The organism is Microcella indica, assembly GCF_013414345.1.
Classification (GTDB): Bacteria; Actinomycetota; Actinomycetes; order Actinomycetales; family Microbacteriaceae; genus Microcella; species Microcella indica.
The window spans coordinates 118,922-140,114 of sequence record NZ_CP058670.1; the positions used below are offsets into that span (position 1 = coordinate 118,922).

Genomic DNA, 21,193 nt, shown 5'->3' on the forward strand with positions numbered 1-21,193 from the left:
CGACTGCCAGGGTTCCCTGTCGCTGCGTCAGGGCAGGGCGAATAGGCTCAGTGTCATGCACGGTGAGGCACTGCACGCAGAGTACAAGGTTCCCGGCGGCAAGCTCGTCGTCGTCGACCTCGCGGTGAGCGACGACCGCATCGGCATGTTCCGCCTCGCTGGCGACTTCTTCGTCGAGCCCGACGAGACGATCCCCGCGATCGAGGCGGCGGTGCGCGGTATGCCAGCGGCGTCCGATGCGAAGACCCTCACGGCGAGAATCGAGGATGCTCTGCCCGACGGTGCCGTCCTCCTCGGGTTCAGCGCCGAAGCGGTCGCGACGACGATCCGCCGCGCGCTGTCGAGCGCGACGACCTTCGCCGACTACGACTGGCAGCTGCTGCGCGGCCCCGCGCTCGCGCCCCTGCAGCAGATGGCGCTCGACCAGGTGCTCGCCGAGTGCGTGGGCGACGGCTCGCGCGGGCCCACCCTGCGCATCTGGGAGTGGAAGAGCCCCGCGGTCGTCATCGGCTCGTTCCAGTCGGTCAGCAACGAGGTCGATCGCGACAACGCCGAGCGCTACGGCTTCGAGATCGTGCGCCGCATCTCCGGCGGCGGGGCGATGTTCATCGAGCCGCAGTCGGCCATCACCTACTCTCTCTACGCCCCGAGCGAGCTCGTCAACGGCATGAGCTTCGCGGAGTCCTATGCGTTCCTCGACGAGTGGGTCATCGTCGCCCTGCGCGAGCTCGGGCTCGATGCGCGCTACGTGCCGCTCAACGACATCGCGAGCTCGGCCGGCAAGATCGGCGGCGCGGCGCAGAAGCGGCTCGGCTCGGGCTCCGTGCTGCACCACGTCACGATGGCGTACGACATGGACGCGGATCGCATGACCGAGGTGCTGCGCATCGGCCGGGAGAAGCTCAGCGACAAGGGCGTGAAGAGCGCCAACAAGCGGGTCGACCCGCTCAAGTCGCAGACCGGTCTGACGCGGGACGAGGTCATCGAGACCCTGCTGGGCACGTTCCGCTCGCTCAACGGCCTCACCGACAGCGAGATCGCCCCGGAGGAGATGGAGCGCGTGGAGAAGCTCGTCGCGGAGAAGTTCTCCACGGAGGACTGGATCCAGCGCGTTCCGTGAGCCCGCGCATCCGGGCCGTCGGCCTCACGCTCCTGCTCGCCGGCGTCGTCGTCGGCGGCATCGTGCTGTCGGCGATCACGGGGCAGCTCGCGATCACGCCCACCGAGGTCGCTGGCTCGCTGCTGCGTGCTGTCGGCCTCGACACCGCGTGGGCGCCCACCGACCCCATCGTGGAGTCGACGCTGTGGTTCGTGCGCTTCCCGCGCATCCTCATGGGTCTGCTCGTGGGGGCGGCGCTCGCCGTCGCCGGCGCGGTCATGCAGGCGATCTTCGGCAACCCGCTCGCCGAGCCCGGCGTCGTCGGGGTGTCCTCCGGTGCCGCGCTCGGGGCCGCGACGGCGATCGTGCTCGGGGCCTCCGTGCTCGGCGGTGCGGGCATCGCGGTGTTCGCCTTCCTCGGAGCACTCCTCGCGACGCTCCTCGTCTACGTGGTCTCGCGAGCCGGCGGGCGTACGGAGGTCGTCACCCTGCTCCTGACGGGCATCGCGATCAACGCTTTCGCGCAGGCCGGCATCGCCTTCGTGCTGTTCGTCGCCGACACGGCGAGCCGCGAGCAGATCGTCTTCTGGCAGCTCGGCTCGATCGCCGGCTCCCTGTGGTCGCAGGTGGCGATCGTCGCCGGAGTCGGCGTCGCGGGCGTGATCGCCGCGATCCTCCTGGCGCAGCGGCTCGACCTGCTCGCGCTCGGCGAGCGCAACGCGCGTCACCTCGGCGTCAACGTCGAGCGACTGCGCCTCGTCTCGATCGTGCTCGTCGCGCTGCTGACGGGTGTCGCCGTCGCCTTCACGGGCATCATCGCCTTCGTGGGGCTCGTCGTGCCGCACATCATCCGCATGATCATCGGGCCTGCGCACCGCGGCCTCATCATCGCGAGCGCGGTGGGCGGCGGAGCCCTGCTCGTGCTCGCCGACCTGCTCACGCGCACGATGGTCGCGGGCGCCGAGCTGCCCATCGGCATGCTCACCTCGCTCATCGGCGGCCCGTTCTTCTTCTACCTGCTGTGGCGGCAGCGCCGCCGCAGCGGAGGCTGGGCATGAGCGCGCCGGGGTCCGCCCTCATCGAGGCCCGCGGCGTGAGCGTGCGCCTCGACGGGCGGGGCATCCTCACCGGCATCGATCTGGATGTGCGCGCGGGTGAGATCCTCGCCCTCGTGGGTCCGAACGGCGCCGGCAAGTCGACGCTGCTCTCGGTGCTCAGCGGCGACGCGAGCCCGAACGAGGGAGAGGTGACGCTGCTGGGCCGGCCGATCGGCGACTACCGTGCGCTCGAGCTGGCCCGGCTCCGCTCTGTGCTCACGCAGGCGAACGCCGTGAGCTTCCCTTTCCGCGTCATCGAGATCGTGCAGATGGGGCGCAATCCCTGGATGCGCGGCTCGACGGTCGACGACGACCGCGAAGCGGTCATCCGTGCGGTCGAAGCGGCCGACGTGGAGCACCTGCTCGGCCGACGCTTCACCTCGCTCAGCGGCGGCGAGCAGGCCCGGGTGTCGCTCGCCCGCGTGCTCGCGCAGTCGACCGACATCGTCTTCCTCGACGAGCCGACCGCGGCGCTCGACCTGCGTCACCAGGAGGAGGTCATGCGCGTGGCGCGCGGCCTCGCCGCGCAGGGCCGAGCGGTCGTCGTCGTCGTGCACGACCTCTCGCTCGCGGGTGCCTACGCCGACCGCATCGCCCTCCTCGACAGCGGTCGGCTCGACGCGCTCGGCACGCCCGCCGAGGTCATGACGGCCGAGCGCGTGAGTCGCGTCTACGGGCTCGAGGTGCGGATTCACCGGCTCGGCGCCTCGGGGCGACCGGTCGTGCTGCCGCTGCGCGACTGAGCTTCGGGCTGGGACTGAGAGCCGCGCCGACCAGGCTCAGCCCTGTTGCTCGGGGCGGGGCTTCTGCTCGTAGTGCGGCTGAGGACTCTGCTGAGGCTGCGAGCCGGGCTGCGGCCCGGCCTGACGCGGGTCGCGCCCGCTGAGGAGCTTCCAGATGGCGAAGCCCGCCCCGGCGAGCACCGCAAGGTCGTCCCCGAAACCGAGTGGACCCACGAGGATCTCGGGGATCACGTCGATGGGGGAGACACCGTAGGCGAGGGCGCCGAGGCCGACGAGGACAGCGGAGATGATGGCGCGGGTGCGGCTCATGGCACCAGAGTAGTCGCGCATCACCGCGCGCAGCGGCGGCGGGCCCGACCGCGAGCTGCCGTCGGTAGGCTCGACGGGTGATCGAGTGGTGGGGGTGGGTGCTCATCGTGATCGGGGTGATCGCGGTCGGCGTGCTCGCCCAGCGCCGCGGGTGGATCGACTTCCGGAGCAACGGGCGCAGGGGCGGATCAGGAGGAGGGCTTGTGGGCATCGGCGACGAGGTCTTCAACCCCACGCGGCACGAGGCGCAGATCGAGCTCGACCGGCAGACGATGCTACCCGCACCCGCACCTATCCCGGGCGACGAAGGCCCGGGCGGAATCCGCTTCGAGGGTGATCCGGATGACGGCGACGGTTACCGGGGGAGCGTACGCCTCTAGGAGACCGCTGAACAATTCGGGGGTTTAAGGCGCGCCTGCGGACTGGTCCGGGCTGCGGGTTAAGACTTGGTTCATGCAGGGTAGTGACGATGGTCAGCGTCAACTGTTGGATGTTCAGTCCTGGGCGGGTCATTTGCTCCCGCGGGGGTCGGTGTTCGCGTTCCTGGCCGCTCACCGGAGGCAACTGTTCCCGGATGACGCGTTCGCGGATCTGTTCCCGTCCGGGCGGGGTCGTCCCTCGATCCCGGCGGATGTGATCGCGTCGGTGTTGGTGTTGCAGACGATTCATAACCTCTCCGATCGGGAGACTGCGGAGGCGGTCACGTTTGATCTGCGCTGGAAAGCGGCCTGTGGGTTCGCGGTGGCCCAGACAGCGTTCCACCCGTCGGTGTTGACGTATTGGCGGCGCCGTCTGGCTGGCAGTGAGCGGCCGCATCGCATCTTCGATGCCGTGGCCGAGGTCATCGCTCAGTCGGGGGCGTTGACCGGTCGACGGCGACGGGCGATCGATTCCACGATCCTCGACGATGCGGTTGCCCGGCAGGACACGGTGACCCAGCTGATCGCGCAGATCCGCCGAGTCGGGCGGGAGGTCCCCGCAACGGCGGAGCTCATCGCGGGCCTGCCCGGGCATGACTACTCCACGCCTGGGAAGCCGGACATTGCCTGGGATGACCCGGCCGCCCGCGATCTGCTCGTCTCAGCGTTGGTGAACGACGCGTTGACGCTGCTGGCGGAGCTCGACGGTGTCGAACTGAGCGAGAAGCAGCAGGAAACGGTGGCGTTGCTGGCACTGGTCGCAGGGCAGGACGTTGAGCCGGCGGAGGATTCCGATGGCACCGATGGGCGGTGGCGGATCGCCCGGAAGGTCGCCCCGGAGCGGATGATCTCAACCGTTGATCCGGACACCCGGCATGCGCACAAGTCGCGGGAGAAGAAGCAGGACGGCTTCAAAGCCCACGTTGTGATCGAGCCGGACACCGGTCTGGTCACCGCTGCCGCCCTCACGAAGGCGTCCGGGGCGGCGAACAGCGACGCGGCCCGCGGGGCGGAGCTGCTCACCGCCGATACCAGCATCGGCGAGGAACCGGTCGACGTGCTGGCCGATTCGGCCTACGGCAGCGGTGAGCTGCTCGACCAGATCGGAACCGCCGGTCACACCGCGATTATCAAGCCGATGCCGCTGGCCCGGGCGGTTCCTGACGGGTTCACCATCGATGACTTCACCGTCGATGACACCGCGGGAACGATGACCTGCCCGGCCGGAGTCACCCGACCGATCGCCGCCAAGGGAACAGTGACCTTCGGCAGCGTCTGCTCCTCCTGTCCGTTGAAGCTTCGATGCACCACGGCGGCGCGAGGACGGAAGATGACCGTGACTGCGCATGACCGGATCAAACGCGAACACCGGGCCCGAGCCGCGGATCCTGGCTTCCAAGCCGATTACCGGCAACACCGGCCAATGGTCGAACGCTCAATCGCGTGGCTCACCCGCGACGCCAGACGCGTGCCGTTCCGTGGCGTCGCGAAGAACAACGCCTGGTGGGTCACCCGCGCCGCCGGAATCAACCTCAAACGACTTCTCAACCTCGGCCTCACCTTCCACAACGGGAACTGGGCGCTCGGATAGAGCCAGCCAGTGCGCCCAATCACGGTCGCAGCTCGGCGGAACCCCCGCCAACAGTGCCGCAACGCCGCCTTCCGGGCAGACAACTATTGGCACGGCAGACCAAGAACCGAGCCACCGACGCCCGCCCAGAGAACCGACACGGCCCAGCCGACCACGGTCAAGACCCCTTGTTCAGCAGTCTCCTAGGGCGTGATGCGGCGGTGCTCAGGCGCGCGAGGAGAGGTCGGCGTACTCCGGGTGCTGGCGCATCCAGGACGCCACGAAGCCGCAGATCGGCTTCACGGGCTCACTCGTGGTCTCCCGCAGCTCCTGCAGGATCGCCTGCACGACGGCCCCGCCGACGCCCTGGCCGCGCTTGAGCGGCGGCACTTCAGCGTGGAGGAGGCGGAGGGTGCCGCCGGCGTTGTCGTAGATGATCCAGCCCTGCAGCTCGTCGCCGTCATAGGCGGCGTAGCGGTCGGCGTCGGGCTCGTGGGTGACGGTGAGACTCATGCCGCTCACCCTAGCGAGAGGCGTCGAAGGTGCTCTCAGGCACTGTCTTACCAGGGCCTACGCATGAATCCGCTCGCTGGTACGCGTCGAGACTCTCTACGCGTAGCTCTATACGGAGTTCTGGACACGCCGCGCAGAGTTGCGGATACATGTGTAACCTAGTGGTACTCGGGTAATACGAGCGACGACCGACTCAAGCTTGCCTTGAAGGCACGAGAGAGATGAGAACGGTGACAACGCTAACGCTGTCTAACGACTCAATCATTGTTGACGATCAACTTCGAGATGAGGCTATCGAACTCGTTGAGACCGCTGAAGATGACCGACTTGGTCACCTTGAAGTGGTGATCAACGGAACCAACTACGAAGTACCGGAATCACTATCAAGGTTGCTCGTCCACGTCATTGAGCGCGCTGCTCGCGGCGGGACGATGCACATTCGATCGATGCCGGAAGAACTGACGACAACTGTGGCCGCAGAGCTACTGGGGGTTTCCCGACCAACGTTCATGAAGCTCATCAAGGCTGGCGACATCCGTTCGCGGATCGTCGGCACACACCATCGGGTTCTCGCTCAGGATGTTGTGGCACTTCGCGATCGACGCAACGACGCGCGTGTCGACGCGATCCGTGCGCTGCGAGAGGTGTTGCCCGACTAGCCTTGGAAAGTGATTCAGCAACGAGTATTCGTCGATGCAGATGTCCTCTATTCTGCGTGCCTTCGATACTGGCTGTTTCAACTGCGCGTTTCGACACGTTCAATGTTCCTGCTGTGCACTAGCGAAGACGTGATCGCTGAAACTCTCTCCAAGTTGCGAGACAACAATCCTCGGTGGGACGGCGGGCAGATCACGCGAATACGAGCGGCGATCGTCGAGGTCTTCGATGAGCTGGTGGATGATTTCGACGGATCCGTCGCGTATCAGGGTGCTGATCCCGACGACTTTCACGTGCATGCAGCTGCGCTCGCTGCCCAGGCCCAGATATTGCTGACCTGTGACCATGGCCTGCTCAACCAGCCCAATGCCGACGAGCTGGAATACGAGGCATATCATCCGGACGACTTCTTCGTGTTGGTGAATGACTCAGCACCGCTAAACGTGCGTGAGGCGTCTCTCGCGCAGTTGCGCTACTACGCCAACAAGAATGGAGAGCGAAACAGCGGGCTTGTCGATGCCTTGATCGCCGCGGGCAGTCCGCACTTCGCCGAATGCGTTCGACTGCACCTGGTCGATCTCGCGGGAGCCATGCCGCGCGTGCAGCGACGTAAGTTGCGCAGATTCGAGAGGTTGAATCTGGCGGCCTCGTCGCGATTAGGTGCCTAGCGGAGAAGTCGAGCCTGACCTGTAGCGCCCCTTTTGGCTCTCAGGCGCTATCGCCCTCGACGAGCTGCGTCGGAAGGATCGTGACCTGTGCGACTGCGCGACCCTCGATGCGGTCGACGATGAGGCGCGCCATCGTGCGGCCCACCTCCACGGAGGGCTGCTCGACGGTCGTGAGTCGCGGGGTGGCGTTCTGGGCGAAGTAGTCGTTGTCGATGGAGGTGATGGCGACGTCGTCGGGAATCGTGAGCCCAGCATCCCGCAGCACGCTCAGGGCGCCCGAGGCCATCTGCGAACTCGCCGCGAACAGCCCATCGATGCGCACGCCACGATCGAGGATGCGCCGCATCGCATCGGCGCCGCCCGCGGGTGTGAAGTCGCCGCGCTCCACGAGATCGGCTTCGAGCCCTGCCGCCTCGAGCCCGGCGCGCCAACCGTCGACACGATCGAGGCCTGCGGCCATGTCGGCGGGGCCCGCGATCGTCGCGATCCGACGGCGACCGCTCGCGACGAGGTGCTCGGTGGCGAGTCGGGCGGCAGCGACGTTGTCGACGTCCACGTAGTAGCCCTCTCCGCCTTCTGCGCTCATCGGGCGACCGCCGAACACGACGGGGAGAGTGCGGGCGAGCGCCAGGTACGAGCGGTCGTCGGAGTGGTGCGAGAGCACGAGAGCGCCGTCGACGTTGCCCGCCTGCAAGAAGTTGCGGGTCTTCTCGGCGTCGGCCTCGGGCGCGATGAGCAGGCTCAGGGTGTACGCCGTGCTCGACAGCTCGAGCGCGACGCCCTGGATGACTTGAGCGAAGTAGGGGTCGGCGAAGAACTTGGCGGTGTTCTCGGGGATCACGAGCGCGATCGCGAACGTGCGCCGCGAGGCGAGGATGCGGGCCGCGCGGTTGGGTACGTACCCGAGCTCGGCGATCGCGCGTTCGACGGCCGCGATCGCCGCCGGAGTCACGCGCGGCGAATCGTTGATGACGCGTGACACCGTGGCGCGCGAGACGCCCGCGACAACGGCGACCTCCTCGAGGGTCGGCGCGCCCATCGCGGTGGCGTCGGTCGCCGTGTCGTCGCTCATGAGGATGCTCCGATGGGGGTCGTGCCGGTGCGCCTCGGGTCGGCGGGGTCGGTGCGTGTCGCCATCCTACGGCGCGGCGGTCGCCGTGGTGGCGGCGCGCGCCTCGCTGATGAGCTGCGCGTACACGCGACCGCTGCGCTTGATCGTGCGCTTCTGCGTGTCGTAGTCGACGTGCACGATGCCGAACCGCTTGTCGTAGCCCCACGCCCACTCGAAGTTGTCGAGCAGCGACCACACGAAGTAGCCGCGCACGTCGGCTCCATCCTCGATCGCGGCGGCGACCGCCTCGAGGTGGGCGAGCAGGTACTCGACGCGGGGCTCGTCGTCGATCGAGCCGTCTTGCTCGACGACGTCGTCCCACGCCGACCCGTTCTCCGTCACGTAGAGCGGCGGAAGGGTCGGGTACTCGCGACCGAGGCGCACGAGCAGCTGCTGCAGGCCATCGGGGTTGATCTCCCAGTCCATGGCCGTGCGGGGCAGGCCGCGGCGGGGGAACGTGAGGTGCTCCGAGCCCACGAACGGGTTGCCGTGCGCGTAGTCGGTGGGCCGCAGCACGCGCGGAGCATCCGGAGGCAGGGGATGACCGCTCACGTTGTCGTCGTGGTAATGATTCACGCCCAGGAAATCGATCGGCGCCGCGATCGTCTCGAGGTCGCCTTCGCGGATGAGCCCCTCGAAGTGGTGCTCGCGCACGTCCTCGACGAAGTCGGCAGGGTAGGCGCCGAGCAGGAGCGGTTCGAGGAAGGCGCGGTTCCAGATCGCGTCGAGCCGTCGCGCGGCGTCCTGGTCCACGGGGTCATCGGGGTCGTTCGGCACCGCGTTCGTGAGGTTGAGCGTGATGCCGAGCTGCTGGGCTCCGTGCTCGCGCAGCGCGCGTGTGGCGAGCCCGTGCGCGAGGTGCTGGTGGTGCAGGGCCGCAAGCGCGGCGCGCGGCTCGCTGCGGCCAGGTGCGTGCTCGCCGCCCGCGTATCCGATGAGGGAGGAGCACAGCGGCTCGTTGAACGTCGTCCAGTGCGTGACGCGGTCGCCGAGCACCTCGTGCACGAGGGCGGCGTAGTCGCGGAACCGGTAGGCGGTGTCGCGGTTCGCCCAGCCGCCCTTCTCCTCGAGGGCCTGGGGAAGGTCCCAGTGGTAGAGGGTCAGCCAGGGGAGGATGCCCGCCTCGAGCAGCTCGTCGACGAGGCGGCTGTAGAACGCGAGCCCGGCGCGATTCGGCTCGCGGTCACCCGGCTTGACGCGCGCCCAGCTCACCGAGAAGCGGTACGAGTCGAGGCCGAGCTCGCGCATGAGGGCCACGTCGTCGGGCATGCGGTGGTAGTGGTCGACGGCGACGGCGGGGGAATCGCCGCGCGCGACGGCACCGGGAACGCGCGCGAACGCATCCCAGATCGAGTCCTCCTTGCCGTCCTCGTGCGCGGCGCCCTCGATCTGCGCGGCCGCGGTGGCGGACCCCCACAGGAATCCCGGGGGGAGGTTCCGTGGCGCCATCAGCCCTTCACCGCTCCCTGCATGATGCCCGAGATGAGCTGGCGACCGGCGGCGATGAAGAGGATGAGCAGCGGCAGCGTCGCGAGCACGGCGCCGGCGAGCACGATCGAGTAGTCGACGTAGTAGCCGGACTGCAGCTGGCCGAGAGCCGTCTGCAGGGTCGGGTTCTGCGGGCTCAGCACGATCAGAGGCCACAGGTAGTCCGTCCACGCCATCATGAACGTGAAGAGGCCGAGGATCGCCATCGCGGGTCGGGCGGCGGGCACCGCGACCGTGAAGAAGGTGCGGATCTGGTTGGCGCCGTCGACCCTCGCCGCCTCGATGAGCTCGTCGGGAATGACGCCCACGAGGTACTGCCTCATGAAGAAGACCCCGAACGCCGTGACGAGGGTCGGGATGATGACGGCGCCGAGCGTGCCCGTCCACCCCAGCTCGCGCATGACGATGAAGAGCGGGATGATGCCGAGCTGGGTGGGAATCGCCATGGTCGCGATGACGAACACGAGCAGCCCCTCGCGACCCTTGAAGCGCAGCTTCGCGAAGGCGTAGCCCGCGAGGGTCGAGAACGTCACGACGGAGATCGTGATGATCGAGGAGACGATGATCGAGTTGCCGAGGGCGAGCCAGAAGGGAATGGCGTCGAGCACTCGTGCGGCGTTGGCGAGGAAGTTCCCGCCGGGGATGAGCGGCAGCGTCTCGCCACGGGTGGCGTTGGTGCCGCTCGCGACGACGAAGGACCACCACAGGGGGTACGCGGTGCCGAGGACCCAGGCGAGCAGCAGGCCGTAGCTGAGGAAGCCGGGGCGCAGGGCCACGCCGGAGCCGCCGACTCGGCGCCTGCGCGGTCGGGGATGCTCGACCTCGGTCTCGTCGGCACCGGCGGGCCGCACGGGCATGACGGGGGTGGGGGCGGGCGCGGTCATCGGTTTCCCCTCCGGTGGGCGGCGAGTTGTCGTCGCGCACGACGGTTCAGGCGGTTCCCTTCGACGCTCGCGATGCGCCGGGAGATGCCGAAGTTGACGAGCCCGAGAGCGCCGATGAGCAGGAAGAGCAGCCACGCGATGGCCGCGGCCCGCCCGAAGTCCTGGCGGAAGAACGCCATCTCCCACAGGTAGAGCACCGTGGTCTGGAACTGTCGCTGGGCGCCGCCGATGCCACCGGCGTTCGAGACGTCGAACAGGCGGGGCTCGGCGAAGATCTGCAGGCCGCCGATCGTGGACGTGATGATGACGAAGATCACGGTGGGCCGGATGCTCGGGATCGTGATCGAGAAGAACCGACGGGAGGCTCCCGCTCCGTCGATGGCCGCGGACTCGTGAAGGTCGCGGGGCACCGCCTGCATGGCCGCGAGCAGGATGAGGGTGTTGTAGCCGGTCCAGCGCCAGTTGACCATCGTCGCGATCGCGACATGGCTGGCGAAGACGTCGTGCTTCCACTCGACCGGGTCGATGCCGACGAGGCCGATGAGGTTGTTGACGAGACCGGAGTCCTCGCTGAAGACGCTCGAGAAGATGAGGGCGACGGCGACGGGGGTCACGACGTAGGGCAGCAGCACGCTCATGCGCCAGAAGGTGCGGGCCTTGAGGTGCTGGTCGAGAATCGCTGCCAGCACGAGCGCCATCGCGAGCTGGGGCACGGTCGAGATGAGGAAGATGCTCAGCGTGTTGCCGATCGAGTTCCAGAAGAAGCGGTCGCCGAGGACGGCGGCGAAGTTGTCGAATCCGACGAAGTCGCCCTGCCCCTGCAGGAGCGGCCAGTCGTGCAGGGAGACGACGAGCGTGTAGATGAGGGGGAAGAGCCCCGTGACGGCGAAGAGCACGAAGAAGGGGGCGATGTAGAGGTACGGCGAGGCCTTGAGGTCGAATCGGGCCAGGGTGAGCCCCGTGCGACGGCGGGGCGCTGCGCCTGGGGTGGCCGGTGGCGTGCCCTGCTCGGGTCGCGCGAGTGTGCTCGTCATGGTGGTTCCGTTTCGCCGGCGCTCGAGGCCGGTGTCGGCCGCGATACGGGGAGGAGTGGGATGGAGGGAGGTGCGCGACGGGGGCCGTTCCGTTCGGGTCGGGAACGGCCCCCGTCGCCGTGGTGGTGCTAGCCGACCAGCTCGTCGAGCAGGGCCAGGGCCTCGGCCCAGGCGCCTTCGCCGTCGAGCTCGCCGCGGTCGAGCGCCTGCAGCGGCGGGCCGAAGACGTTCTCCTGGATCAGTGAGTCGTCCGGTCCCTTGAACTGCGCGACGACGCCCTCGGCGCGACCCGCGAGGATCGAGCCCACCGGCGCGTCATTGAAGAACGCGTTCGGCGTGGGGTTTGCGGCCAGCTCTGCCTGAGCCTCGAGGGTGCTCGGGAAGGTGCCCGCGGCCTCGAACTGCGTGATCTGCTGCTCGGGCTCGGTCAGCCACGAGGCGAGGGCCGCCGCGGCTTCCTTCTTGTCGCTCGTCTCGGGCACGGCGAGGAACGCGCCGCCCCAGTTCGCCGCGCCGCCGGGGAAGACGTCAGCGAAGTCCCAGCCGGTCGAGGCGTCGCCGCCACCGGCTTCGGTGTTGCCCTGCACGACGCCGAGCATCCAGCCCGGGCACACGAAGGTCGCGAAGGTGCCGTCGACGAACGACTGTCCGCCGTTCCAGTCCCACGCGCCCTGCGCGGCCGACTGGCCGCCCTCGGTCGCGGCGGCGAGCTGGTCGAAGCGCGCCTTGAGCTCGGCGTTGCCGTCGACGTTGAGCTCGCCATCCGAGGTGTAGTAGCCCTCGGGCAGCTGGTTCACCATGGCGTTCCAGACGAAGCCCGAGTGGTCGTACCAGGCCTTGCCGGTGGCGTCGACGTACTGCTGGCCGACCTCGAAGAAGGTGTCCCAGCCGCCATCGAGCAGCTCGGCGACGCCCTCGCGGTCACTCGGCAGGCCGGCGGCCTCGAAGAGCGGGCCGTTGAAGCAGATGCCCTCCGGTCCGATGTCGGTGCCGTAGCCGATGACGCGGCCGTCCGGGTCGGTCGCCTGCTGGTACTTCCAGTCGACCCAGTCGCCTGCGCGGTCCTCGATGCCGTAGTCGCGCAGGTCGACGAACTCGCCGCTGACCTCCATGATCGACCCGAGCCAGCCTTCCTCGAGGGCGACGATGTCGCTCAGTCCGCTGCCGGCGGCGAGCTTCGTGAAGGTGTCGGTGCGGGCGTTGCCACCGGTGTCGATGTTGTTGGCGACGATCGTCACGTTGGGGTTGAGGTCCATGTACTCCTCGTACAGGTCCTCGTACCCGAAGGTGCCGAAGGTCGTGATGGTGAGCTCGATGGGCTCGTCGGCCGAGGGCTCGCTGGCTTCGGTCGCGCAGCCGCTCGCGACGAGCGCGAAGGCTGCGGCTCCCGCGACGGCGGCGCCTGCTGTGGTGCGTCGTGACAGTCTCACGGTCACTCCTTTGTGCGTGTGTGGGTGAATGGATCGAGAGGGGATCTCTCAGCGTGAGAGCGCTCTCATTCAGAGACCGTGAGAGCGCTCTCACACTTCGGCACACAGTACGCATCATCGGACTGGAATGTCAACGCTAGTTCCAGATCGAACTGAAATCCCTGATCAGAGGGATGCTCTTCCCCCACCCGCGCACTCGCCGACCACCCTCGGGCTCGCGTGCGCGGCCCGGTAGGCTCGACTCGTGAACGCACGCGGCACCTCCCTCATCGCCCTCACAGCGGCGACCCTGCTCGCACTCGCGGGGTGCGCCGTCGACCGAGGGCCGCTGCCCGTGCCGAGCACCCCCACGGCGACCCCGAGCGAGACCCCGACGCCCACCCCCACGCCGACTCCGACGCCCACCTTCGACCGCGAGGCGCGCTCGATCGACGACCCGAACTCGCTGTGGGTCGTCGCGAACAAGCTGCGCCCGCTGCAGCCGCAGAGCTACGCCCCGAGCGATCTCGTATTCGTCGACATTCCCTACGTGTACGAGCCGTACTTGCGTGCAGAAGCAGCGGATGCCGCCGTCGACATGTTCGCGACGGCGCGCGAGGAGGCGGGGCTCGAGCTGCAGTCGCAGAGCTCCTACCGTAGCTACGACTCGCAGGTGCGCATCTATCAGGGCTGGGTCGACAGCCTCGGGCAGAGCGCGGCCGACCTCACGAGCGCGCGTCCAGGGCACAGCGAGCATCAGACGGGCCTGTCGATCGACATCAGCTCGGTGCCGTCGGTGTGTCCGCTCGATCAGTGCTTCGGCGACACGCCTCACGGTCAGTGGCTCGCCGCCAACGCGCACCGGTTCGGCTTCCACCTGCGCTACCCGGCGGGGCTCACCGACATCACCGGCTACGAGTACGAGCCGTGGCACTACCGATACGTGGGCGTCGAGCTGGCGACCGAGCTGCATGAGACGGGCATCCGAACTCTCGAGGAGTTCTTCGGGCTGCCCCCGGCGCCCACTTACGCGGGCTGAGCCTCCGTCCTCAGTAGGTCGGCTGCCTCGTCAGCGCCCGGCGGCGCGCGCGATGCCCGCGACGAGCTGCTCGACGAGCGGCCGAGGCGTCGCGAGGATCATGCGCACGTGGCCAGCGCCGGCCCGCCCGCTCGCGGTGCCCTCGGTGAGGGATACGGCAGCGCGCTCGCGAATGGTCGCCGCCGGGGTGTCGCCGAGCCCGAGCGCGCTCACGTCGAGCCACGCGATGTAGGTGCCCTCCGGCCGCCGGTAGCCGACCTCGGGCAGGCGGTCGGCGAGCAGTTCGCCGAGCAGGGCGAGGTTGCCGTCGATGTAGTCGACGACGTCGGCGAGCCACGCGCGACCGTGATCGTAGGCTGCCGTGTTGGCGATGACGCCGAGCGTGCTCGCGCCGTGGCTGCCGAGCGGCCCGAGGCTCTCCCAGATCGCCTCGTCGGCGTCGCTGCTCGTGATGAACTGCGCGCACTTGACACCGGGCAGGTTCCACGCCTTCGACGCCGAGATCGCGGTGACGGTGTGCCGGGCGGTCACGTCGCTCACGCTCGCGTACGGCACGTGGCGCCTCTCGCCGAACACGATCGGGGCATGGATCTCGTCGGAGAACACGCGAGCGCCGTGCCGGTCGACGACGGTCGCAAGCGCCTCGAGCTCCGGCCGCTCGAACACCCGGCCACCCGGGTTGAGCGGATTGCACAGCAGCACGAGACCTGCGCCCGCGGCCAGCGCGGCGTCGATCCCGTCGAGGTCGAGCGTGTGGCGGCCTTCGTCGACGGCGTGCGGAACCTCCACGACCTCCCGCCCGAGCGTCGCCGGGAAGGTCAGGAAGGGCATGTACGCCGGGGTCGGCACGACGACGGCAGAACCGGGGCGCGTGTAGTGCCTGATCGCGTACTCGAGGCCCTGGATGACGTCGGCGATGGGATGCACGCGCTCCGGCGTCGGATCCCACCCGGTCTCCTCGGCCAGCCATCCGGCGGTCGCCCGCGACAGCTCGTTCGAGACGCCCCGCGGCAGGTAGCCGAGGTCGCCGCGGTCGACCGCGTCATGCAGCGCCGCCGTGACCGCGGGCGCCGTGCCGAGGTCCGACTCGGCCACCCACGCGCCGAGCGTGCCGGGGAAGAGCGACCACTTCATGCCGCCGTGGGCACTCAACTGCTCCGGCGTGATCGCATCCCACGCGGCGAAGCGCTCGGCGCGGCTCACGAGCCGCCCAGCGCGGCGTCGACGATCGCCTTCGCCTCGCGCTGCACCTGCGCGAGGTGCTCGGGGCCGCCGAAGGACTCGGCGTAGATCTTGTAGACGTCCTCCGTGCCGCTCGGCCGCGCCGCGAACCACGCCCGGTGCGTCGACACCTTGAGGCCGCCGATGGCCGCACCGTTGCCGGGCGCCTCCGAGAGCGTCGCCGTGATCGGGTCGCCCGCGAGCTCTTCCGCCGTGATCGCGTCGCCCTGCAGCGAGCCGAGCGCGGTCTTCTGCGCGGCGGTGGCGGGAGCATCCACTCGTTCGTAGGCGGGGTCTCCGTAGCGGTCGGTGAGGTCCGCGTAGATCTGCGAGGGGGTCTGCCCGGTGACCGCGGTGATCTCCGACGCGAGGAGGGCGAGCAGAATGCCGTCCTTGTCGGTCGTCCACACCGTGCCGTCCTTGCGCACGAAGCTCGCCCCAGCGCTCTCCTCGCCGCCGAACGCGACCGAGCCGTCGAGGAGGTCGGGCACGAACCACTTGAACCCCACGGGCACCTCCCACAGGCGCCGCCCCAGGCCGTCAGCGACCCGGTCGATCATCGTGCTCGAGACGAGGGTCTTGCCGATCGCGGCATCGGCTCGCCAGCCGGGGCGGTGGGTGTAGAGGTACTCGATCGCGACGGCGAGATAGTGGTTGGGGTTCATGAGACCGCCGTCGGGCGTGACGATGCCGTGCCGGTCGGCGTCGGCGTCGTTGCCGGTGAGAAGGTCGTAGTCGTGCCGGTGGGCGAGCACGCTCGCCATCGCGTGGCGGCTCGACGGGTCCATGCGAATCTTGCCGTCCCAGTCGAGGGTCATGAAGCCCCACCGCGGGTCGACCGTCGGGTTCACGACCGTGAGGTCGAGACCGTAGCGCTCGGCGATGAGAGCCCAGTAGTTGACCGCGGCACCGCCGAGCGGGTCGGCGCCGATGCGCAGGCCGCTCGCGCGCACCGCGTCGAGATCGAGGATGTCGCCCAGGTCCGCGACGTAGTGCTCGCGGAAGTCGTAGGGTTGCGCATCGACGGCGACCTGACGCTGCACGTCACGGTTGCCTCCGGCGATGAGCTCGTTGGCGCGGCGGGCGATCCAGCTCGTCGCGTCCGAATCCGCCGGCCCACCGTGGGGAGGGTTGTACTTGAAGCCGCCGTCGCGGGGCGGGTTGTGACTGGGGGTGATGACGATGCCGTCACGCTGTGCGTCGGTGGGAGCATCCCGATTCGCCCGCAGGATCGCGTGGCTGAGCGCGGGGGTGGGAACCCAGTCGTTGTGAGCGTCGACGAGGGCCGTGACGCCGTTCGCCGCGAGCACCTCGAGCGCCGTCCGCTGTGCAGGGGCGGAGAGCGCGTGCGTGTCGGCGCCGACGAAGATCGGCCCGCGCGTGCCCTGCTCGGAGCGGTACTCGACGATCGCCTGCGTGATCGCGGCGATGTGGGTGTCGGTGAAGGCGCCGTCGAGGCTCGAGCCGCGGTGCCCGCTCGTGCCGAACACGACGCGCTGCGCCGGGTCGTCGAGGTCGGGAACGCGGTCGTCGTACGCCCCCAGCAGCGCGTCGATGTCGACGAGGTCGTCCGGGCGGGCGGGTGTTCCGGCGCGTTCGGTCATGCGCCCATCCAACCACCGGGCCCTGCGAGCATCCACACCCGAACCCCTGCGGCACAAGGGGCGGGATGCTCGGCAATAGACTGCCGAGCATGAGCGACGCCCCCGACGCGACCCCGGTGTACTCCTATCTGGGCCCGATCGGCACGTTCACGTGGGAGGCCCTGCGCCAGGTGCCTGAGGCCGCGGGTGCGACCTGGCGCAGCGTGAGCAATGTCGGCGAGGCGCTCGACGACGTGACCGCGGGCCGCAGCGTCGGCGCGATGATCGCGATCGAGAACTCGGTCGAGGGCGGGGTGAGCGCCACGCAGGACGCCCTCGCGACCGTGCCAGGCCTGCGCATCATCGGCGAGTACCTCGTGCCCGTGAACTTCGTTCTCGTCGCCCGACCGGGTGTGCGCCTCGAGGATGTGCGGGTCGTCTCGGCGCATCCCGTCGCCTACGCGCAATGCCGCCATTACCTGGAGTCGGCCCTGCCCGATCACGGCCACATCCCCGCGCCGTCGAACGTCGCCGCCGCTGCGGGGCTGCTCGAGAACGATCTCGCGCAGGCCGCGGTCGCGCCGCCGGGCATCACCGACCACCACGCTCTCGAGGTGCTCGCCGAGCAGATCGGCGACAACCCGAACGCCGTCACGCGCTTCGCGCTCGTGAGCCGCAGCCTCGCCATTCCCGAGCGCACCGGCGCCGACAAGACGAGCATCATCGCGGAGCTTCCCGACGACGCGCCCGGTCGGCTGCTCGAGATGCTCGAGCAGTTCGCCACGCGCGGTGTCAACATGAGCCTGCTCGAGTCGCGGCCCATCGGCGACGCCCTCGGCCGCTACCGCTTCGTCATCGACCTCGACGGCCACATCCACGACGAACGGGTCGCCGACGCCCTTCTGGGGCTGCGACGCTTCAGCCCCAAGGTCATCTTCCTGGGTTCGTACCCGCGGGCGGACAAGCGTCAGGTCGAGTTCGTGCAGGAGTACGGCGACGAGGTCTTCGCGGATGCGCGCGACTGGTTGCGGAGCATCCTCTCGGGGGAACCGGAAGCCTAGGACTGCCCGGCGGCACCGAGCCGCTCGCGCTCGCCCTTCGGGATGCGCACGATGAGGGCGGCGGGAGCGACCCGCACGGCGACGTGCGTCACGAGGCCGATCTCCTCGCCGTCGATCTCGAACTCCTCGGGCTTGTCGAAACCGAGGGTCATCCTGCGCCCTTGGAAGTAGCGGAGGGCGCGCACGCGCTTGTCCGCGGCCATGATGCGCCGACCGACGCGGGACTTGTGCAGCACCCCGTTCTCCCAGACGAGGGCGGTGCCGACGCGGATCCAGCCCCAGAGATTGCGCGGGCGCATGGCGACGACGTCGAGCAGGCCGTCGTCGATCCTCGCCTCGGGGAGGATGAGCACGCCGCCCGGGAGGGCACCGCAGTTGCCGATGAGCACGGTGTGGGCGCTCGTCGATCGGGGGGAGGAGCCGTCGAGGGTGTACCGCAGGCGCACCGCGTCGACGTCCTTGAAGATGCGCGCGATGGCTTCCACGTAGGCGAGCCAGCCGACGCGCTTCTTGAGGTCGGCATTCGTCGCCGCGATCATCTTCGCGTCGAGCCCGATGCCGATCATGACCACGAAGGCGTGCGCTTCCGTCTCGCCGCCCTCGCGCGTGATCTCCGCGATCCCCGCATCGATCGCGTGGTCCTCGCCCGTGAACGCGGTGCCGACTGCCTCCTTCATGCGGTTGACGCTCACGCCGAGGTTGCGGGCGAGCAGATTGCCGGTGCCCGCGGGCATGAGCACCATGGGCATTCCCGAGTCGACGAGCCCCTCCGAGACCGCCCGCACGGTGCCGTCTCCGCCGGCGACGAGCACGGCGGTCACGCCAGCCTCGACGGCGTCGCGCGCGACACCCTGGCCTGGGTCGTCGACGCTCGTCTCGAGCCAGAGGGACTCGGCCCAGCCGTGGTCCTTCTCCGCGGCCGCCACCGTGCGGCGCAGCTCCTTCAGCTCCACCTTGACCGGGTTGACGACGACGCCGAGACGCGGAAGGTCGGCGGAGGCGCCAGCAGTGGCCATGGCGTCAGAGTAGAGCATGTCGCACGGGCGATGCCGCGTGATTCCCAGCCGGGGTGCGTGACAGACTAGGGGCGTGATCGACCCCCAACTGCTGCGCGAGAATCCGGATTCCCTGCGACGCTCGCAGGAGGCCAGACGGGCGTCGGTCGACCTCGTCGACGAGGCGATCGCGGCCGATCAGGCACGACGCGAGGCGATCACCGCCTTCGAGTCCCTGCGCGCGGAGCAGAACGCCGTCGGCAAGACGGTCGCGGCGGCACCCAAGGAGGAGAAGGCGGCGCTCGTCGCCCAGGCCCAGGAGCTGTCGGCGCGCGTCAAGCAGGCCCAGCACGAGGTGACCGCAGCCGAGGAGGAGTTCGCCCGCGTCGTCGGCGGCCTCCCCAACGTCGTCCTCGACGGTGTGCCCGCGGGCGGTGAAACCGACTTCATCACGCTGCGCGAGGAGGGGACGGTACCGCGCTTCGACTTCGAGCCCCGTGATCACGTCGAGCTCGGCGAGCTGCTCGACGCGATCGACCTGCAGCGCGGAGTCAAGGTCTCCGGCTCGCGCTTCTACTTCCTCAAGGGCGTCGGTGCGCGTCTCGAGCTCGCGATCATGAACCTTGCGCTCGACCGCGCACTGGAGGCCGGCTTCACCCCCATGATCACCCCGACGCTCGTGACACCGGAGGTCATGTCGGGCACGGGCTTCCTCGGCGAGCACGCCGACGAGGTCTACCGCTTGCGCGACGACGACCTCTACCTCACGGGCACGAGCGAGGTGGCGCTCGCCGGCTATCACGCCGACGAGATCCTCGACCTGAGCGGCGGCCCCCTGCGCTACGCCGGCTGGTCGACCTGCTACCGCCGCGAGGCGGGCAGCTACGGCAAAGACACTCGCGGCATCATCCGCGTGCACCAGTTCCAGAAGCTCGAGATGTTCAGCTACGTCGACCCGGCTGACGCGGTCGCCGAGCACGAGGCTCTTCTTGCCCTCCAGGAGGGGATGCTGCGCTCACTCGGCCTCCCCTATCGCGTCATCGACGTCGCGGCCGGCGATCTCGGCTCGAGTGCCGCGCGCAAGTTCGATGTGGAGGCCTGGGTGCCGACGCAGGATGCTTACCGCGAGCTCACGAGCACGAGCAACTGCACGACCTTCCAGGCGCGGCGACTCGACACCCGGTATCGCACCGAGAGCGGCAAGACCGCGCCGGTCGCGACCCTCAACGGCACGCTCGCGACGACGCGCTGGCTCGTCGCGATCCTCGAGACGCACCAGCAGGCGGACGGCTCGGTCGTCGTACCCGAGGTACTGCGCCCCTACCTGGGCGGTCTCTCGGTGATGGAGCCCGTCGCGTGAGCAGAAAGTGGCTGGTGGCCCTCGACATCGACGGCACGGTTCTGCACGAGGATGGCACGCTCTCGGATGCAGTGCGCGACGAAGTGCAGCGCGTGCGCGATGACGGGCACGAGGTCATGCTCGCCACGGGCCGCTCGGTGGCGATGACGCTCCCCATCCTCGACCGGCTCGGCATCGCGCCCGAGTACGTCGTGTGCTCGAACGGCGCGATCACACTGCGTCGCGATGAGAAGGCCCCCACCGGGTACCGGCGCCACCATGTCGAGACATTCGATGCCTCGGCGGTGCTCGAGCGCATCCGGCCCCACCTGACCCACGCGAACTACGCCGTCGAGAACGAGGAGGGGCTGTACCGCTTCCACGGCTCCTTCCCCGACGGCGCTCTCGGCGCGGTGAGCGAGGAGGTGCCGTTCGAGAAGCTCGCGCACGAGCCCGCGACCCGCGTCGTCGTGATCTCTCCCGGGCACGCGATGGAGGAGTTCCTCGCCGCCGTCGAGCTCATGGGTCTGCACCAGGTGAGCTACAACGTCGGCTGGACGGCGTGGCTCGACATCGCGCCCGACGGCGTGAACAAGTCCACCGCCCTCGAGCGAGTGCGGGATGCTCATGGCATTCCCCGAGACCGCGTCCTGTGCGTGGGTGACGGCCGCAACGACATCGAGATGCTCGACTGGGCGACGCGCGGCGGGGGGCGCGGTGTCGCGATGGGGCAAGCCCCGGAGGAGGTCGTCGCCGTCGCCTCCGAGGTCACCGCGACCGACATCGAGGACGGCCTCGCGAAGGCGCTCGCGACACTCCAGGCCTCTGCATAGGCATGGTCGGGTACTCTTCTCACTGACCACCGAGGAGGGCTGTCCGAGCGGCCGATGGAGCTGGTCTTGAAAACCAGTGGGCAGAAATGTCTCGTGGGTTCGAATCCCACGCCCTCCGCTC

Annotated in this window: 21 protein-coding genes and 1 tRNA gene; 12 read left to right on the plus strand and 10 right to left on the minus strand. The window is 69.1% G+C overall.

The features are described from left to right. Positions 1-70 precede the first annotated feature (70 nt). The 3 genes from lplAB to HUJ41_RS00585 are packed head-to-tail and all read left to right on the plus strand — an operon-like array spanning position 71 to position 2,939. Positions 71-1,120, plus strand: coding sequence for a lipoate-protein ligase LplAB (gene lplAB, locus HUJ41_RS00575; RefSeq protein WP_179873805.1), 1,050 nt, complete (start codon positions 71-73; stop codon positions 1,118-1,120). Beyond that, positions 1,099-2,157, plus strand: coding sequence for a FecCD family ABC transporter permease (locus HUJ41_RS00580; protein ID WP_179873806.1), 1,059 nt, complete (start codon positions 1,099-1,101; stop codon positions 2,155-2,157). The genes lplAB and HUJ41_RS00580 overlap by 22 nt, the downstream gene beginning before the upstream one ends. Beyond that, entirely contained in the window at positions 2,154-2,939 is a 786-nt protein-coding gene (locus HUJ41_RS00585; protein WP_152582581.1) for a heme ABC transporter ATP-binding protein, read from the plus strand. Before HUJ41_RS00580 ends, HUJ41_RS00585 begins: the two co-directional genes overlap by 4 nt. Before the next feature lie 36 nt (positions 2,940-2,975). On the opposite strand, the gene HUJ41_RS00590 is transcribed toward HUJ41_RS00585, so the two are convergent. Next, positions 2,976-3,248, minus strand: coding sequence for a YkvA family protein (locus HUJ41_RS00590; protein WP_218925619.1), 273 nt, complete (start codon positions 3,246-3,248; stop codon positions 2,976-2,978). 77 nt (positions 3,249-3,325) lie between these two features. Here HUJ41_RS00590 and HUJ41_RS00595 point away from each other — a divergent pair, with 77 nt between their 5' ends. Together HUJ41_RS00595 and HUJ41_RS00600 are read left to right on the plus strand one after the other, a co-directional pair. After that, a complete protein-coding gene (locus tag HUJ41_RS00595; RefSeq protein ID WP_179872913.1) occupies positions 3,326-3,628 on the plus strand; it encodes a hypothetical protein in 303 nt (100 codons plus the stop codon). Between the two features lie 73 nt (positions 3,629-3,701). Beyond that, positions 3,702-5,258, plus strand: coding sequence for an IS1182 family transposase (locus HUJ41_RS00600; protein ID WP_179871905.1), 1,557 nt, complete (start codon positions 3,702-3,704; stop codon positions 5,256-5,258). A gap of 204 nt (positions 5,259-5,462) precedes the next feature. Here the strand turns inward: HUJ41_RS00600 and HUJ41_RS00605 are convergent, their stop codons facing one another. After that, positions 5,463-5,750 (minus strand): GNAT family N-acetyltransferase, encoded by a 288-nt coding sequence (locus HUJ41_RS00605; RefSeq protein WP_179872914.1) that lies wholly within the window; start codon positions 5,748-5,750, stop codon positions 5,463-5,465. 230 nt (positions 5,751-5,980) lie between these two features. Here HUJ41_RS00605 and HUJ41_RS00610 point away from each other — a divergent pair, with 230 nt between their 5' ends. Together HUJ41_RS00610 and HUJ41_RS00615 are read left to right on the plus strand one after the other, a co-directional pair. Continuing rightward, a complete protein-coding gene (locus HUJ41_RS00610; protein ID WP_179872915.1) occupies positions 5,981-6,409 on the plus strand; it encodes a helix-turn-helix domain-containing protein in 429 nt (142 codons plus the stop codon). 9 nt (positions 6,410-6,418) lie between these two features. Next, positions 6,419-7,075 (plus strand): PIN domain-containing protein, encoded by a 657-nt coding sequence (locus HUJ41_RS00615; protein ID WP_179872916.1) that lies wholly within the window; start codon positions 6,419-6,421, stop codon positions 7,073-7,075. A 40-nt stretch (positions 7,076-7,115) separates the two neighbouring features. Here the strand turns inward: HUJ41_RS00615 and HUJ41_RS00620 are convergent, their stop codons facing one another. From HUJ41_RS00620 to HUJ41_RS00640, 5 genes are all read right to left on the minus strand, one after another. Continuing rightward, entirely contained in the window at positions 7,116-8,147 is a 1,032-nt protein-coding gene (locus HUJ41_RS00620; protein WP_179872917.1) for a LacI family DNA-binding transcriptional regulator, read from the minus strand. A 66-nt stretch (positions 8,148-8,213) separates the two neighbouring features. Beyond that, positions 8,214-9,635 (minus strand): glycoside hydrolase family 1 protein, encoded by a 1,422-nt coding sequence (locus HUJ41_RS00625; protein ID WP_179872918.1) that lies wholly within the window; start codon positions 9,633-9,635, stop codon positions 8,214-8,216. Further along, positions 9,635-10,531, minus strand: a complete 897-nt coding sequence (locus tag HUJ41_RS00630) for a carbohydrate ABC transporter permease (RefSeq protein WP_152582618.1) — start codon at positions 10,529-10,531, stop codon at positions 9,635-9,637. The genes HUJ41_RS00625 and HUJ41_RS00630 overlap by 1 nt, the downstream gene beginning before the upstream one ends. A gap of 23 nt (positions 10,532-10,554) precedes the next feature. Beyond that, on the minus strand, positions 10,555-11,592 hold the full coding sequence (locus HUJ41_RS00635; protein WP_179872919.1) for a carbohydrate ABC transporter permease: 1,038 nt from the start codon (positions 11,590-11,592) through the stop codon (positions 10,555-10,557). A 128-nt stretch (positions 11,593-11,720) separates the two neighbouring features. Further along, a complete protein-coding gene (locus HUJ41_RS00640; protein ID WP_152582587.1) occupies positions 11,721-13,022 on the minus strand; it encodes an ABC transporter substrate-binding protein in 1,302 nt (433 codons plus the stop codon). A 244-nt stretch (positions 13,023-13,266) separates the two neighbouring features. Between HUJ41_RS00640 and HUJ41_RS12820 the strand changes: the two genes are divergently transcribed. Continuing rightward, a complete protein-coding gene (locus HUJ41_RS12820; RefSeq protein WP_179872920.1) occupies positions 13,267-14,040 on the plus strand; it encodes a M15 family metallopeptidase in 774 nt (257 codons plus the stop codon). A gap of 30 nt (positions 14,041-14,070) precedes the next feature. Here HUJ41_RS12820 and HUJ41_RS00650 read toward each other — a convergent pair whose 3' ends face one another. Together HUJ41_RS00650 and pgm are read right to left on the minus strand one after the other, a co-directional pair. Continuing rightward, positions 14,071-15,243, minus strand: a complete 1,173-nt coding sequence (locus tag HUJ41_RS00650) for a MalY/PatB family protein (RefSeq protein ID WP_246299271.1) — start codon at positions 15,241-15,243, stop codon at positions 14,071-14,073. Further along, on the minus strand, positions 15,240-16,865 hold the full coding sequence (pgm, locus tag HUJ41_RS00655) for a phosphoglucomutase (alpha-D-glucose-1,6-bisphosphate-dependent) (protein WP_152582589.1): 1,626 nt from the start codon (positions 16,863-16,865) through the stop codon (positions 15,240-15,242). Before pgm ends, HUJ41_RS00650 begins: the two co-directional genes overlap by 4 nt. Positions 16,866-16,954: 89 nt before the next feature. On the opposite strand from pgm, the gene pheA reads away from it, so the two are divergent. Next, a complete protein-coding gene (pheA, locus tag HUJ41_RS00660; RefSeq protein ID WP_152582590.1) occupies positions 16,955-17,905 on the plus strand; it encodes a prephenate dehydratase in 951 nt (316 codons plus the stop codon). On the opposite strand, the gene HUJ41_RS00665 is transcribed toward pheA, so the two are convergent. After that, positions 17,902-18,921 (minus strand): diacylglycerol/lipid kinase family protein, encoded by a 1,020-nt coding sequence (locus HUJ41_RS00665; RefSeq protein ID WP_179872921.1) that lies wholly within the window; start codon positions 18,919-18,921, stop codon positions 17,902-17,904. The genes pheA and HUJ41_RS00665 overlap by 4 nt on opposite strands. Positions 18,922-18,994: 73 nt before the next feature. Here HUJ41_RS00665 and serS point away from each other — a divergent pair, with 73 nt between their 5' ends. The 3 genes from serS (at position 18,995) to HUJ41_RS00680 (ending at position 21,190) form a co-directional block, all read left to right on the plus strand. Then, positions 18,995-20,260, plus strand: coding sequence for a serine--tRNA ligase (gene serS, locus HUJ41_RS00670; RefSeq protein WP_179872922.1), 1,266 nt, complete (start codon positions 18,995-18,997; stop codon positions 20,258-20,260). Continuing rightward, complete coding sequence (locus tag HUJ41_RS00675; RefSeq protein WP_179872923.1) at positions 20,257-21,072, plus strand: HAD family hydrolase; 816 nt, start codon at positions 20,257-20,259, stop codon at positions 21,070-21,072. The genes serS and HUJ41_RS00675 overlap by 4 nt, the downstream gene beginning before the upstream one ends. Before the next feature lie 33 nt (positions 21,073-21,105). Beyond that, positions 21,106-21,190: transfer RNA gene (locus HUJ41_RS00680), tRNA-Ser, on the plus strand. Positions 21,191-21,193: the final 3 nt, after the last annotated feature.